The 13,731-nt window shown below is 59.5% G+C and carries 12 protein-coding genes, 1 tRNA gene and 1 pseudogene; 3 read left to right on the top strand and 11 right to left on the bottom strand.

What is annotated here, in order from left to right:
* Positions 1 to 30 precede the first annotated feature (30 nt).
* Positions 31 to 1,569, top strand: a complete 1,539-nt coding sequence (locus L0U82_RS00240) for an IS3 family transposase (RefSeq protein ID WP_233827677.1) — start codon at positions 31 to 33, stop codon at positions 1,567 to 1,569.
* Positions 1,570 to 1,703: 134 nt separating this feature from the next.
* Positions 1,704 to 2,618 (top strand): hypothetical protein, encoded by a 915-nt coding sequence (locus L0U82_RS00235; RefSeq protein WP_233827675.1) that lies wholly within the window; start codon positions 1,704 to 1,706, stop codon positions 2,616 to 2,618.
* 412 nt (positions 2,619 to 3,030) lie between these two features.
* Here L0U82_RS00235 and L0U82_RS00230 read toward each other — a convergent pair whose 3' ends face one another.
* Positions 3,031 to 3,828 (bottom strand): hypothetical protein, encoded by a 798-nt coding sequence (locus L0U82_RS00230; RefSeq protein ID WP_233827673.1) that lies wholly within the window; start codon positions 3,826 to 3,828, stop codon positions 3,031 to 3,033.
* Between the two features lie 162 nt (positions 3,829 to 3,990).
* Positions 3,991 to 4,143: pseudogene (locus L0U82_RS00225) on the bottom strand (IS5/IS1182 family transposase); the annotation flags it as partial.
* A 189-nt stretch (positions 4,144 to 4,332) separates the two neighbouring features.
* On the opposite strand from L0U82_RS00225, the gene L0U82_RS00220 reads away from it, so the two are divergent.
* Positions 4,333 to 4,458: transfer RNA gene (locus L0U82_RS00220), tRNA-Ile, on the top strand.
* 327 nt (positions 4,459 to 4,785) lie between these two features.
* Here the strand turns inward: L0U82_RS00220 and L0U82_RS00215 are convergent.
* The 9 genes from L0U82_RS00215 to L0U82_RS00175 form a co-directional block, all read right to left on the bottom strand.
* On the bottom strand, positions 4,786 to 5,637 hold the full coding sequence (locus L0U82_RS00215; protein ID WP_233827671.1) for an amino acid ABC transporter ATP-binding protein: 852 nt from the start codon (positions 5,635 to 5,637) through the stop codon (positions 4,786 to 4,788).
* A complete protein-coding gene (gene ehuD, locus L0U82_RS00210; protein ID WP_233827669.1) occupies positions 5,624 to 6,286 on the bottom strand; it encodes an ectoine/hydroxyectoine ABC transporter permease subunit EhuD in 663 nt (220 codons plus the stop codon). The genes L0U82_RS00215 and ehuD overlap by 14 nt, the downstream gene beginning before the upstream one ends.
* Positions 6,283 to 7,008, bottom strand: a complete 726-nt coding sequence (gene ehuC, locus L0U82_RS00205) for an ectoine/hydroxyectoine ABC transporter permease subunit EhuC (RefSeq protein ID WP_233827667.1) — start codon at positions 7,006 to 7,008, stop codon at positions 6,283 to 6,285. Before ehuC ends, ehuD begins: the two co-directional genes overlap by 4 nt.
* Positions 7,009 to 7,042: 34 nt before the next feature.
* Positions 7,043 to 7,891 carry a transporter substrate-binding domain-containing protein gene (locus L0U82_RS00200; protein ID WP_233827666.1) on the bottom strand — a complete coding sequence of 283 codons (849 nt, stop codon included), beginning with the start codon at positions 7,889 to 7,891 and terminating at the stop codon, positions 7,043 to 7,045.
* A gap of 117 nt (positions 7,892 to 8,008) precedes the next feature.
* Positions 8,009 to 9,040 (bottom strand): isopenicillin N synthase family dioxygenase, encoded by a 1,032-nt coding sequence (locus L0U82_RS00195; RefSeq protein WP_233827665.1) that lies wholly within the window; start codon positions 9,038 to 9,040, stop codon positions 8,009 to 8,011.
* Between the two features lie 64 nt (positions 9,041 to 9,104).
* Positions 9,105 to 10,304, bottom strand: coding sequence for a porin (locus tag L0U82_RS00190; protein WP_233827664.1), 1,200 nt, complete (start codon positions 10,302 to 10,304; stop codon positions 9,105 to 9,107).
* A gap of 355 nt (positions 10,305 to 10,659) precedes the next feature.
* Positions 10,660 to 11,502, bottom strand: a complete 843-nt coding sequence (locus L0U82_RS00185; RefSeq protein WP_233827663.1) for a fumarylacetoacetate hydrolase family protein — start codon at positions 11,500 to 11,502, stop codon at positions 10,660 to 10,662.
* A 24-nt stretch (positions 11,503 to 11,526) separates the two neighbouring features.
* Positions 11,527 to 12,354, bottom strand: a complete 828-nt coding sequence (locus L0U82_RS00180) for an alpha/beta fold hydrolase (protein WP_233827662.1) — start codon at positions 12,352 to 12,354, stop codon at positions 11,527 to 11,529.
* Positions 12,355 to 12,374: 20 nt separating this feature from the next.
* Complete coding sequence (locus L0U82_RS00175; RefSeq protein ID WP_233827661.1) at positions 12,375 to 13,709, bottom strand: MFS transporter; 1,335 nt, start codon at positions 13,707 to 13,709, stop codon at positions 12,375 to 12,377.
* Between the last annotated feature and the right edge of the window lie 22 nt (positions 13,710 to 13,731).

Below are 13,731 nucleotides of genomic sequence, written 5' to 3'. Positions count from 1 at the left end.
ACAAAATTTTGGACTACCTGGAGGTGGTCCATGTATTCATACGAAGACCGCGTTCGGGCGGTCGAGCTGTACCTGAAACTCGGGAAGCGCATCAAGGCGACCATCCGTCAGTTGGGTTACCCGACGAAGAATTCTCTTAAGGCGTGGTGTGCGGAATTCGAGAGCAGTGGCGATCTGCAGAAGGAGTATGTTCGCGGAAAGCCGAAATATTCAGAAAAACAGAAGAACGTAGCACTCGAGCACTACGTCAACCACGGACGCTGCTTCGCCTTCACCCTCAGGGCATTAGGCTATCCCTGTCGCCAGATACTGACGGCGTGGGTTCGCGAGCGCTATCCGGAAACCAGGAGATGCGTGGTTGGCAAGGCAGGTCGACCGGCCGCATCATTGGAGTCTAGGCAGGCCGCGGTGTACGAACTACGCACACGTGAAGGCAGTGCGCTGGCGTTGGCGCGAAAGCTGGACGTCGACAGGGTGACGCTGTACAACTGGAAGAATCAGTTACTCGGCCGAGAGGCCCCCGCATCCATGAAACGCGACAAGCGATCACCTGCAGAGACGGATCGGGACGAACTGGAGCGGCAGGTCGAAGGGCTCCGGCGCGACATTCGTAATCTGCAGCTTGAACACGACCTGTTGAAGAAGGCGAATGAACTCCTAAAAAAAGACCAGGGCGTCAACCTGCCACTCCTGAGCAACCGGGAGAAGACGACGCTGGTTGACGCCCTGAGAGAAGAATACAGTCTGGCTGAACTGCTTGCGCGGTTGGACCTAGCGCGCAGCACCTATTTCTACCATCGGTCGCCCATACGGGTTGCCGACAAATATGCAGAAGTCCGTCGTACCGTTGCAGAGATCTTCGAGGACAATCACCGATCCTACGGCTATCGTCGGGTGCAGGCAGCGCTCGGCCGACAACGTGTGTTTCTATCGGAGAAAGTCGTGCGTCGCCTCATGAAACAAGGCGGCCTCCATGCAGCCAGGCCCAGGCGGCGCCGATACCGTTCTTATATCGGGGAGATTAGCCCTGCCCCTGATAACGTCATCAATCGCGATTTCCGTGCTGACGCGCCCAACGAAAAGTGGGTGACCGATATCTCCGAGTTCCAGATTCCTGCAGGTAAGGTATATCTGTCGCCCATGATCGACTGCTTCGATGGCATGGTAGTCAGCTGGTCGATTGGCACGAGCCCTGACGCAGAGCTCGTGAACACCATGTTAGATGCGGCTATTGAGACCGTGACTGAAGAAGATAAAACGCCGATCGTGCATTCCGATCGGGGTGGCCACTACCGTTGGCCTGGCTGGCTATCGCGGGTTGCAAAGGCTAAGCTGATTCGATCCATATCGCGGAAAGCCTGTTCCCCAGACAATGCAGCGTGTGAGGGATTCTTCGGCAGGCTGAAAACCGAGATGTTCTATCCAGGAGACTGGCGTTCGACAACCATCGCGGAGTTCGTTGAGGTACTGAACGCCTACGTCCGCTGGTACAACGAGAAACGGATCAAGGGCTCCCTTGGCTATCTCAGCCCCATCGAGTGCCGTGAAAGCCTGGGGCTAACGACGTAAACCAGTCCAAGAAAATAGCCGCATCCCCGATGGGTCAATTCTGCGTGGACATCAACAGTCTGGAACCTGGAGCCAGGCGAATGACGGTTTATCCGGGCCCGACATCGACAAGCGCACCGTCAACAAGTGCGTAAGTGGGCACGCTGGGCGAGGCGCTTGGCGTCGACGAGATGGCATGCCAGGGTAATATTTCGGCTCCCTATAATCCTTGGCGCCTGCTCGACATGTTCGATCTCCCGATTGGTAAGCTAGTGTCTGCGTACACACGGCTGGCAACTTTGGGTCAGTATATTGGGTCTCTTCAGCCAACCATGCACCTAGGCCTCGCGGAGCGAGAGTACGTCGACCTATTGCAGCTCACTCGCGATTTCAGTGCAGCCTCCGAGGCAGTTGGGCTGACCACCACAAGTGTGCCCGCACGCGATCTGATCTTAGAGCTAGAGAGAAATCCGCTTGAGCCTGACGGATTGCATCACTACCGAGGCTCCGATCAAGCTCGAGTGAAAGGCTACATCGATCGGATTGTGCATTGCTTCCAAGCCGAAGCCACTTTGAAAGTTGCGCTAATGCTTCCGCACGGAAAGGAAAAGTACTTCTCCCCGGAAAACCCGTTATTCGGGGATGAAGTTCATGAAAAATTTTGTAGCGCGCGATATGACATTGCGGAAGCCGGAAAATGCCTAGCAGTAGGCCGTAGCACGGCAACCGTGTTTCACTTGATGAGAGTTCTGGAAGTCGCTTTGCGATCCGTTTACAAGTGTTTAGGCATTGAGGTAGAGCTAGTGGGCAACGCTCGAAACTGGGGCATTGTGCTGAATCGCATAAGGGATGAAAGGCTGACGCGTGAAAGAGCGGGCTGGCCGGAGGGGGATTTCTTCCAATCGGTATATGCCAGACTGGATGCAATCAAGGACGCGTGGAGAAACCGTACGATGCACGTCGAGAGCGTCTATACCGAGGAAGAAGCAACGACCTTATTCGACAATACGCGCACGTTCATGCAAAAGCTCTCAGCAAGGATGGACGAGCACGGACTTCCTCTAGCGTAAATCCCGCTGCACATCCGATTTAGAGGTGGCGCGCGGGACTCGAGGCTACCGTGGGTAACGCGGAAACCGAGAGGATACGGCGTTGCTTATGCTGTAACCGGGCCCTTCTTGTGCCGACCTTCACTTAAGGGGTTGCCATGCTGGGCACAATGGCACAATCGCCCAGCGCTACACAGTGATGCGCTCACCTACAATCACTGAGTTGTCGTGAATCCGGCGTGCACAGTCCACTGACCATCCATGGATCGCGAGCGCCCGACGATCAAGCGCAACGATCATCTCGGACGTGGGCGCTATGCAAGAGCCATATCACGACCCATATCTGCCGTCGCCTTGCTTCGAAGCGGACCTTCTAGTCGCACGGAATCGGCGGCCTTGCTATTTGTCGCCCGAGTCTAGATTCTCTCAGGGTTCACACATCCGTATCTTGCCCCTGTTCCCAGTCTTTGCCGTGTTTCTCACGCGTTTTCTTCTCTATCGTCCCTGACAACTTCTTCATCGCGCTCAGAGATGCTTCGAAATAATCCTTCTTGACCTTTAGTCGAACGCCTATGTCTCCGCGTGACAACGCTCCAGCCTTTTTCTTGTAGAGATCATTCACCACCAAAGAATTGTGAACGATGAGATCTCTGGTCGCCTTGATTTCGAAGAACTGACGGAAAGACTCCTCAGGTATTTCTAGTTCAGATATCGCGTTGAAATAAGCGCAGTATTCCTTCGGCTCTGCATAGAAGATGGCTTGGATTCGCTGTTCGATTAGTCCCTCGTACAACCCTTCGAGATTTTCAGCGTCGATTACCATCTGCAATGGCACGGATTTGCTGGAGTCACCACCCTTCGGACCGCGTAGCAGCTTTTCCGGTGCCATCCGAAGGAACAAGCCGAGCACATCAACGAGGTAGAACTCGAAGCGCGATACAGCGGTCACAAGGAGATTTGCAAAAAGCTCTTCATTCGCGAAACGCTTGAGCAAGCTGCTCAACTCGGTGGCGTTTCGCCGCGCTATTGCAGGTCGCCCATGCTTTCCCGGCACGGAGAGTTTAATGTCTTCGTCAGGATCAATGAACTCACCTTTATGTTCCTCGGCCGCTGCCTTCAGCAGCGGCGATGTGCGAGAAGCGAAGATATGAAGGTCATTGACTTCTCGGAACAGTCGGATGTGACGCCGGTAGATTTCTTCGACTATCGTACGATTACCTTTTTTCGCCATTCCCAAGGCCCTGAAGCTATTTGAGGGAGTCCTGCTAGCGATTGTGGCCGATCTGGGTTGCGATGTCGAATTGCCACTCCTGGCCGAGGCAGTTAAAAACATCCAGACCGGCCGGCCAGTAGAGAACCCGAAGGAGCGCGTTTGCGTGGCGCCGAGGCGCTAAAGGATTTCCGGTGTGCTGAAGTATCCACGGTCTGCCAGCGCCTTGATCTTCCTCTTGCCCATGGCATCGCGCGTGGCCTTCGCCATCGGGCTCAACTGCGTCCGGTCACTGCCAATGTTCGTGACTTCATGGGTCAAGACGAGATGGTGTCGGGTAGCCGTCGTCCGAACGTCCAAACGATGCAACGGACGAACGGCGGTTCATGGCCCGGCCAGCGCCCGACGACCGAGCGCGACGATCGTCTCGGGCAGGCGCTCGATGCAAAAAGCATTAAGCGATCCTAGCTGCAAACCATACTGTGCCGGAATCGTGACATGCCGCGTCTGGGCACCCCATGTCGAGGGTTGGATGAGATTGGGAAGCACTGGGGCAAGCCGCAGCAAGTATTTGATTAACAAAGAATTTAAATCAACCAGTCCAGTCTCTTAATCCGTAGGTCGAGTGTTCGAGTCACTCACGCCCCACCAAAGAATTCAAGCACTTAGCCCAGTCCTCGTGACTGGGCTTTTTGCTTTCTGGATTCCGTGTAGCGCATGGTGTCGGCGTTTTGGGCCCGTATCGGTCAATGCCGATCCATCTTCTCGGCGGTTCCCGTGTAACCCGACGCAATCCGTTTTGCGACAAGTCCGTTCCGTCCATTAGCTTCGCGAGTCGAATTCCGCCATGAGCGGGATGTCATTGCCATCGCTAAGGACGGAAGGTGATGCGCCTGCATGTCGCGAGATTTCATCCACCGTATCAGGAAGTGCGCTCACGGTTGAAACCTCCAAACAGAACGGTTATGCTTCCTCCGTTCAACGTTCGAGCACCGCGCGCAAAAAACTTCGCGTGCGTGCCTCCATGGGATCTTTCAGCACCTGCGCGGGCGGACCGTCCTCGATAATCCTCCCGTTGTCGAACATCAGCACCCGATCCGCGATGTCCGCGGCAAACTGGATCTCGTGCGTAACCATCAGCATCGTCATGTCGCTCGCGTGTGCGAGTTCACGCACGATGCGTAACACTTCGCTGACCAGCTCCGGATCGAGCGCCGACGTCACTTCGTCGAACAGCATCACCTTCGGGCGTAACGCGAGCGAACGCGCAATCGCCACGCGTTGCTGCTGACCGCCGGATAACTGCGCCGGGCGCTTGCTCAGATGAGCTTTCAAACCAACCTGCGTGAGCAGATCGATCGCGCGCGCGTCGCTTTCGTCGCGCGACAGGCCGAGTACGTGCACGAGCGGCTCGCGCACGTTGGCTAGCGCCGTCATATGCGGAAACAGATTGAAGTGCTGGAACACGATGCCGATCCGGCGCCGCACACGCCGCGCCTGTCGCTCGCCCGCATCAACGAGCGCGCCGTTTGCGTCACGCGTATGCCAGAGGTGACTGCCGTCGATCTCGATGGTACCCGCATCCGGTTTGATCAGGCCGATGGCAAGACGCAGGATCGTCGTCTTGCCCGAACCGCTCGGCCCGATCAACGCGATTCTCTGGCGGGGTGCGACGCGCAGATCGATGGCGTCGAGAATGCGGCGCTCGCCGTAGCTCTTGGATACGCCGCTCATCGCGACGATCGCTTGATCCACGTTCACGTTCGTGCTCATGTTGGTATTCGCGCACGACGCATCGTGCGCCGCGGCCACTGCTTCAAGCATTGACATGACCGACCTCCAGCCGGCGAAGACCCTTCGCCGAAACGTAGCTGATGACGAAATACAGTGCGCCCGCAAGCGTCAGCGGCTCGACGTAGCGATACTGGATCGAACCGATGTTGGTCGCCTGCGCGAGCATTTCCATCACGGTGATGGTTGACAGCAGCGAGGTCTCCTTGAACATCGCGACGACCTGATTGCCGAGCACCGGCAGCACAGCGCGCATCGCCTGCGGCAGGATCACGCCGCTCCACACGCGGCGGATCGGCAGGCCGAGTGTCAACGCGGCCTCCCACTGACCGGGCGCGACGCCTTCGATCCCCGCGCGATACACCTCGGACGTGGACGCGCTGTAATAGACGCCGAGGCCCACGACACCCGTCACGAACGCCGACGTTGACACGCCCCATTTCGGCAGGACGTAGAACAGCACGTACAACTGCACCAGCAGCGGCGTGCCGCGCACGAACGACACGAATGCATTGACGATCAGCGTCAGCGGCGCGTGACGCGTCATCCGCAACAGTGTCAACGCGAGTCCGAGCACGAACGCGAGCGCCGAGCCGAGCAGTGTCGCCAGCACGGTCAGCCGGAAACCAACCAGCAACGCCGGCAGCGTCGACAATGCGAAGCTCCAGTTCCAGCCGATCGCATTCATGATTTCGCTCCGATCGCCCATTGCGGCACGTTCACGCGCGCGGACAGACGAAAGCCCTTCGACGGACGTTCGAAGCGCACATCGACGGTGGCCTCCAACTGCCTGGCGAGAGCGCTCAGCATCAATGCGAGCGCGTAGTAGATCACCATCACGACGCCGAACACGGCGGCCGATTCGCCGAGCGAAGTCGCGATCAGACTTGCGCGGAACGACAGATCCCGGATCGTCACCAGCGAGACCAGCGACGAGAACTTCAGCATCACGATCAGCGCATTGCCGAACGGCGGAATCATGACCGGCAGCGCTTGCGGCAGCGTCACGCGAAAGAAGCGATAGCACGGCGAGAAACCGAGCGTTAGCGACGCTTCACGCTGCCCGTCGGGCACGCTCGCGAAACCCGCGCGAAACACTTCCGACAGGTAACTGCCCTCGTTCAGGCCGAGCACCAGCACTCCCGCGACGAGCGCCGGCAGATCGATGCCGAAAAACGGCAGCACATAGAACGCCCAGAACAGTTGCACCAGCGAAGAACTGCCACGAAACAGTTCGATCACGAAGCCCGCCGGCCATCGCAACCACGCGTGCGGCGCGCTGCGCCCGAGCGCGAGTATGAGCGCGACCGCCAGCGCGAGCGCCATCGACAGCACGGTAACTTCCAGCGTCACCGGAATTCCCATCAACAGGAACGGCAGGTAATCGACCAGCGTTTTGCTTGCGTCCATCGGACTCTCCGTTTTCGGCGTATCGATACGTGGCTCAGATCGCGGCTGCACACAATTGCTCGACGGTCACGTCGCGCAATTCGGGCGGCGTGTCGAAGTCGAATCGCTTGAGGATCGTCGCGAGTTCGCCCGATGCTTTCATCGCGCGAAGCTGCGCGTTGTACGCCGTGTGCAGATCGGTGTCCTGCATGCGGAACGCGCACGATGCACCGCGTGCGGGCGCATCCTCGACCGGATAGGTGGTCTTCAGCTTCAGACTGCGCTGCTTCGACAGCGTGTTGACCGGGTTCAGCGACATGATCGCGAAACGCACGCGTCTGGCGAGCAGCGCGTCGATTTCGAGCGACTCGTTGCCGAACTGGCGCAGACGTTCGGCGGGAATGCCCGCGGCGAGCGCGGTTTTCAGATCGACGCCGCCAGCCAGCACGGCGATGTCATCGCTGCCCCTGGCAAGCTCGCTCAGGCGTTTGGGCATCGCACCGCTGTAGTCGTCGAGCGCGACGATCACGTCGCCGCCGAACACGATCGGATCGGCGAAACGCACCTGCTCGCAGCGCGCCTTCGAGATCGTCAGCGCCGCCGACGTGATGTCCCAGCGGCCCGCCATCATGCCGGGGATCAGCTCGCCGTAGGTCGCGACATAGCCTTCGACCTCCGGAATGCCGAGCCGCGTCATGATCGCTTTCGTGATGGTCGGTGCCACGCCGTTGAGCGAGCCGTCCGGACCGAGCGTCGAAAACGGATAGTCGACGGCGACGCCGACACGCACCTTCCCGGCGCTTTTCAGACGCGCGAGCAGCCCGTTGCCAGGCGTAATCGCCGTGCCTTGTGCGAACGCCGGCGCACACGCGATCGAAAGCGCGACCGATCCCGCTTGCTGCATAAAACATCGTCTGGTTGTCGATTTCATTGGATCCGTCCTGCCGTGAGAGTGGTTGAGCGCATCGCCGCGCGCGCGTGTGCGCCAGGCGATGCATCGGCGATGTTGTGGTCAGTCGGGCTACGCGTAATACCAGCGGCGCATCGCTTCATACGTGGTCGGCTGATAGAGCGCTGGACGTTCTGCGCTCACGCAGGTCGGCACACAGTCGATCAGCGCATCGCCGGACGGGCCGAAGAAGAACGGGATCGAGTAACGGTCGACGTCGTTGGTGTTGATCACGCGATGCTTGGTCGACAGATACTCGTTATTGGTCCAGTGAACGATCGTATTGCCGGTGTTGACGAGGAGCGTGCCCGGCACGATCTCGACGAGACGCCAGTGACCGGACGGCATGCGCACGGCCAGACCCGGCACGTTCGCCTGCGCGAGAAACGTCATCATGCTGTTGTCGGTGTGCGGCGCGATGCCGTACTGCTTTTCGCCGACCTCCTTTTGCGGCGGATAGTGCGACAACACCAGCGACGCGTGCGGCGTCGCGAACGCTTCGTCGAAGTAATCGGGCGGCAGGTCGAGGCCCTTTGACCACAGCGGCAGAAACTGCATCGCGAGCGCGAGAATGCGCGTGTGATAGTCCTGCACCGCCTCCTTGAATCCGGGCAGTTCGTCGGGCCAGACGTTGACCGGCGCGCCCGGCGCCGGGACGTTCGCGCCGCCCGAGCCGCCTTCGCGATTGACGGTGAAACGCGAATAGGTGTTCGGCTTCGCGCCGGTAATGATGTTGACGTTCGAATACGCGCGCGTTTCGCGCGGAGCCGGCTGATAGCCGGATTTCAGCGTGCCGACGTCGATGCACGGCAACGGGTCTTTCAGCGCGGCCGGTTGCGAATGAAATCGCCGCGAGGCGTCGAATACGCGGTCGATCACGTCTTGCGGAATGCCGTGCCCTTTCAAATAGAAGAAGCCGACCGTGCGCGAGATGTCGCGCAGATGCGCGGCGACATGTTCGAGGCCGTCGGGCGTGCCATCGAGATACGGCGCGAGATCGAGCGTCGGAATCTCTTCGGTCGAATCGGGGTGATCCATCAGATAGAGCGCTTCGGCGTCTTCCTTCATTTCGCCGCGTACGTCGATGGTTTGGGGATGATTCATGGCGAACTCCAGGTAGCAGATGATGGGGGTCAGGCAGAAGCGGCGCTTCGCGTGCGCGCGCTTGTCAGAAGCGATGTGTAATACCGAAGATCAGCGCGACCTGACTTGCTGACGACGACGGCGACGACTGGAAGAAGTCGCCGATCGTCGGTGTCGCGCGAATGATGCTGGTGCCGTTGGTGCCGAGCGTATTGCCGTTGGCGCGCTGATACGCCTCGAAGCCGTACAGCGTGGTGCGCTTGGACAGCGCGTACAACTGCGTCAGATGAAACTGGTGATACGACGCGGCATCGGTGATGCGGTTGGCTTCGGTGGCGCGCGTGTACGAGTAGCCCGCGGCGATGTCGAATGCGGCGCTCGCCTTCCAGTGCAGCACGACGCCTTCGGTATTGAAGATCGCCGTATCGCGGTAGTTCGAGCCGACGCCAGGGATGTACTGCACGTTCGAGTAGCTGAGGTTGACGTCCCAGTTCCTGTTGAAGCGGTATGTGCCGACCAGCGCGAAGCGGTTTTGCGCCTGCGCGGTCTGATAGCCGTTGGTCAGCGACGACACCAGCGTCTGACCGCCCGACGTCGCCGTCGAATCTGCGCCGAACGCACCGCCGCCCACCGTCGAGTTGTTCACGCGCAGAAAGCCTGCCGCCACGCCAACCGGTCCGGCCGCATATTGCAGCGCGCCGCTCCACGTCGATCCGCGGTTCACCGTCCCGGGAATGCCCGCCAGCGCGTACATGCCGCCGAACGTGAAGCCGTAGAGCTTCGGCGAGATATAAGCAATCGAGTTGTTGCTGCGCACCGTGAAATCGAATGCGTCGACGTCGCCCGGATGCATGCCGAGCCACTCGATCGGCGAATACGGAGCGAGCAGCGTAAAGTACGGCGTGTACTGGCGCCCGAAAGTCAGCAGCCCGTATTGCGCGCTATCGAAGCCGACGAACGCGCGCCGCCCGAACACGAGGCCGCCTTGGCCGAGCGTGCCGGTATTGACGTTGAAGCCGTTTTCGAGCTGGAATACCGCCTTCAGTCCGCCGCCGAGATCTTCCGTGCCGCGAAAACCGAAGCGGCTGCCCGACCATGCACCCGAATAGAGCTGTACGTTCGACTTGCCGCCGCTCGTCGTGCCGAGTTTGGTGCTGCTGCTCTGATACGCGATGGCGTCGTCGACGACTCCGTAAAGCGTGACGCTGCTTTGCGCCCAGACGGGCGCCGATGTCATCCACGAGATGCCGAATATCAGTGCGGTTTTCAGTTTGCGGTGTGCCATGTTGCGCCCTTCGTTTGTTGGAAAATGTCTGAAATCGATACGAATCGCCGCGCTGCTTTTTCACGTCGCTAATACGATTACCGCGCGCATCGACGACCGGTGCGCGAACGCGGACAAGCCGCGTCCATGCCGGCGTCATGGAGCTTTGTGAGGCTCCATACGCAGCAAGCGTTGCAATACACTCATGCCTGTTTCGCCAAGGATGGCGGCCTCGTCACTGGCGCTGTCCTGGGAACTGCCCGGTTAATCGATCGATTGAACGATCGATATTTATTGGAAATTTCCCGCCGATTTTTTGGAGATTTTCAACAGCGATCGCTGAATACCGAACGAGGCCCCTTGCGGGGCAATATTCTCAGCGAGCGACAACGTGATGTTTCTGGGTTCCCAAACCCGTAATCGCCATGTCGATCACATCGCCGCCGCGCAGGAAAACGGGCGGTTTCATGCCCATGCCAACCCCGGCGGGCGTGCCTGTGATGATTACGTCGCCCGCGTGCAGCGTCTGGAAACTGCTGACATAGCTGACGATCGTGCTCACAGGAAAAATCATGTCTTCCGTGTTGCCGTTCTGACGTTGCACACCGTTCACGCTGAGCGTCAACGCCAGATTTTTCGCATAGTCCACTTCGTCCGGCGTCACGAGCCACGGGCCGAGCGGCGTGAACGTATCGAAGCTCTTGCCCTTGCCCCACTGGCCGTTGCGTTCGAGCTGCCACGAACGTTCCGACACGTCGTTCACCAGGCAGAATCCGGCGATGGCCGAATGTGCTTCCTCCTGCGACAGGTTCGATGCAGTGCTGCCCATGACGATGGCAAGCTCCACTTCCCAGTCCGTCTTCTCCGACCGCGCGGGCAGAAGGAGGTCGTCGTTCGGGCCGGCAAGCGACGACGTCGCCTTGCTGAACACGACGGGCTCCGTCGGAATGGCCATGTTCGCTTCGCGGGCGTGATCCGTGTAGTTCAGACCGATCGCGGTGATACCGCGCACGTTCGACAACGGCACGCCGATACGCGTGTCGGCGGGCACTTCCGGCAACCGGGTCGCATCGAGTGCGCGCAGGAAATTCAGGCCGTCGGGCGACAGGATCGTGTCGTCGATTTCGCGAACGACAGGGTATAGCGAGCGCATCGCGCCGTTCGCGTCGATGATCCCTGGGCGTTCCTGCCCAGCCGGGCCGTATCGGAAAAGCTTCACATTCGTTCCTGTTTGAAATCGGATTCAGGCGCCAATCACGCCGTCAAAAGCAACATGGAGCGCCGCGCGCACTTTCGCGGTCTGCTCGAGCGACGGCGCGTGCGCGCATGCGTCGACCACGATCAGATTGCAGTGCGGAATCTTTTGCGCGAGCGTCGCCGACGTCGAGTCCGGCGGACATGCCATGTCGTTTCTGCCGTGCAGCAACGTGCACGGCACCTTGATCGCTGCGAGTTCCCGGTCGGTGAGCGTCCAGTCTCGGATCAGTTGTGTGGGGGTCGACAGCATCTGCGTGAAGTAATCGCCGTAATCGCCTTCGGACAGCGTTTTCCAGCGGCTTTCGATCTGCTCGTCCGGAATGGCGCCCACGTCGTGGATCAGGCTCGCGAGTCCGGCCTTGAGTTCTTCCGCGCTCTTCGGAAAGGTCCACAGGCGCTTCAGATGGTCGTTCAGTTCGAATGTCGTGCCCGCGGCGCCCGTCGTGAAGACGGCAGCGACGCGCGGGTCCGTCGCCGCCAACCGTAATGCGACGGCCGCCGACATCGAATGCCCGAACAGGTAGACCTTTTCGCCCGGCATCCTGGCCATCAACGCGCGCGCCTGGCGGACCCAGAAACTGAAGTCCGCAAAGGGTTTCTCGCGCTTTCGATCGGAACCGCCGAAGCCGATCCAGTCCATCGCGAACACGTGGAAGTGCTCGTTCAGGAAAGGAAGAAGCGGACGAAACGCGTTCATGATGGAGGCGCCGGGTCCGACGCCGTGCATCAACAACAAAGGCGGCTTTGTCGAGTTGCCCCCTTCGAATGCATTGACCTTATGAGCTTCGAAATCGAAGTCGAATTGCGTCAGCATGATGATGTCTTCCCTTGACGTCAGGCGATTGCCTTGCCTTCGCGGCGCAATTGCTTCCATTTCGCGATACTCGGCAGGAAGACGAGCGCGGCGGCCACCGCCAGAATCTGAGGGATGATCATGATGACCACGCAGGCGGTTTGCCAGTTCGTCACCGTCGAGACCCAGCCATGAATCGGCCCGGCAAACCCCGCAATGAGGTAGCCCATTGCGCCCGCAATGCCCGTGGCAATCGGCACGCGGTAATTCGGCACGCCGTCCTGCGCGAGGGTATAGCCCATGAAATAGACCGAGTTCACGCCGACGCCCACGACGAATGCGAGGAGTGTCGTCACCCACTGCCCCATCGGATGGAAAATCAGCAGGTACAGCGCGACGATGTCGGCGGTTCCGAGGATCAGCACGACCAGCCGGCGCCCGAACCTGTCCGCCAGGAGGCCGAAGACAGGCGATACCGCGCTCGTGAGGCCGAATCCGAGTCCGAATACCGCGCCGATGAAGAGCACGTCGCGGTGCTGGTGCTGCGCCATGATCGACGGCATGCCGCCAATGAAGTCCCACATCGTGAACAGATTCAACGCGTGAATCGCCAACCCCTTCCACAGCGACTTTCTGCTCAATACGTCCTTGAGCACCTCCGTCACGCTTTCGGACGGCAGATCGCTCTGCTGCTGCACGGTCTGCATCGGAGCCGATGAACGGGTTCGGTAAAGCAGAATCGTCATCACGCTGAAGATCACCACGCCGATAACGATGCTGACTGCGCCGAACACCGACAGGCCGAAGCGCCAGCCGGTATCCGCAGGCGCGGCCGCGAGTATCTGGCTGAATACCCACGGCCCCAGCATGGCGCCCGCGGCGTAGAAGAAGCCGAGGCACATGTTGACGAATGCGCGGCGCTCGGGCAAAGCGGAACCGGCAAACGAATAGACGCTGATGTTGAACATGCCCTCGAAGATGCCGAACAGGATCCGGTACGTGAGGGTGAGCGGGAAATTCAATGCGAGGTACGCCAGCACCAGGGACATGACACCCGTTCCCACGGTGCCGATCAGCATGATCGTATTCGTGCGGTACGTGATCCCGCGCTTTCCGTTCGTGTTGTTCCAGAAACCTGCAGGAATGCCAATGATGCCTTGCCCGACCAGAAAGATCGTCCCCAGCGTGCTCATCTCGATGACGCTAAACCCGAGAGAAACCGAGATGTTTTTCAACCCGATCGGGAATGCAGTTCTGTTGAACGTGTACAGCAGATACCCGAGGCCGACCGCGAGAAACTGAACCAGAAACAAGGTTCTGGGCAACTTCCCGTCATGGGAAACTGACTTCCCGCTCTCCACAAGAACTGCGCTCATGCTTTTTCTCCATCCTTGTCGT

Source organism: Paraburkholderia sp. ZP32-5 (assembly GCF_021390495.1).
Classification (GTDB): Bacteria; Pseudomonadota; Gammaproteobacteria; order Burkholderiales; family Burkholderiaceae; genus Paraburkholderia.
This window is presented reverse-complemented; position numbering and strand designations above follow the sequence as displayed.

Excerpts from the sequence above, each read along its gene's own strand:
- L0U82_RS00230 (WP_233827673.1), bottom strand. The coding sequence starts at position 3,828 with ATGGCGAAAAAAGGTAATCGTACGATAGTCGAAGAAATCTACCGGCGT.
- ehuD (WP_233827669.1), bottom strand. The coding sequence starts at position 6,286 with ATGAATGCGATCGGCTGGAACTGGAGCTTCGCATTGTCGACGCTGCCG.
- L0U82_RS00190 (WP_233827664.1), bottom strand. The coding sequence starts at position 10,304 with ATGGCACACCGCAAACTGAAAACCGCACTGATATTCGGCATCTCGTGG.
- L0U82_RS00240 (WP_233827677.1), top strand. The coding sequence starts at position 31 with ATGTATTCATACGAAGACCGCGTTCGGGCGGTCGAGCTGTACCTGAAA.
- L0U82_RS00215 (WP_233827671.1), bottom strand. The coding sequence starts at position 5,637 with ATGTCAATGCTTGAAGCAGTGGCCGCGGCGCACGATGCGTCGTGCGCG.
- ehuC (WP_233827667.1), bottom strand. The coding sequence starts at position 7,008 with ATGGACGCAAGCAAAACGCTGGTCGATTACCTGCCGTTCCTGTTGATG.
- L0U82_RS00180 (WP_233827662.1), bottom strand. The coding sequence starts at position 12,354 with ATGCTGACGCAATTCGACTTCGATTTCGAAGCTCATAAGGTCAATGCA.
- L0U82_RS00175 (WP_233827661.1), bottom strand. The coding sequence starts at position 13,709 with ATGAGCGCAGTTCTTGTGGAGAGCGGGAAGTCAGTTTCCCATGACGGG.
- L0U82_RS00200 (WP_233827666.1), bottom strand. The coding sequence starts at position 7,891 with ATGCAGCAAGCGGGATCGGTCGCGCTTTCGATCGCGTGTGCGCCGGCG.
- L0U82_RS00195 (WP_233827665.1), bottom strand. The coding sequence starts at position 9,040 with ATGAATCATCCCCAAACCATCGACGTACGCGGCGAAATGAAGGAAGAC.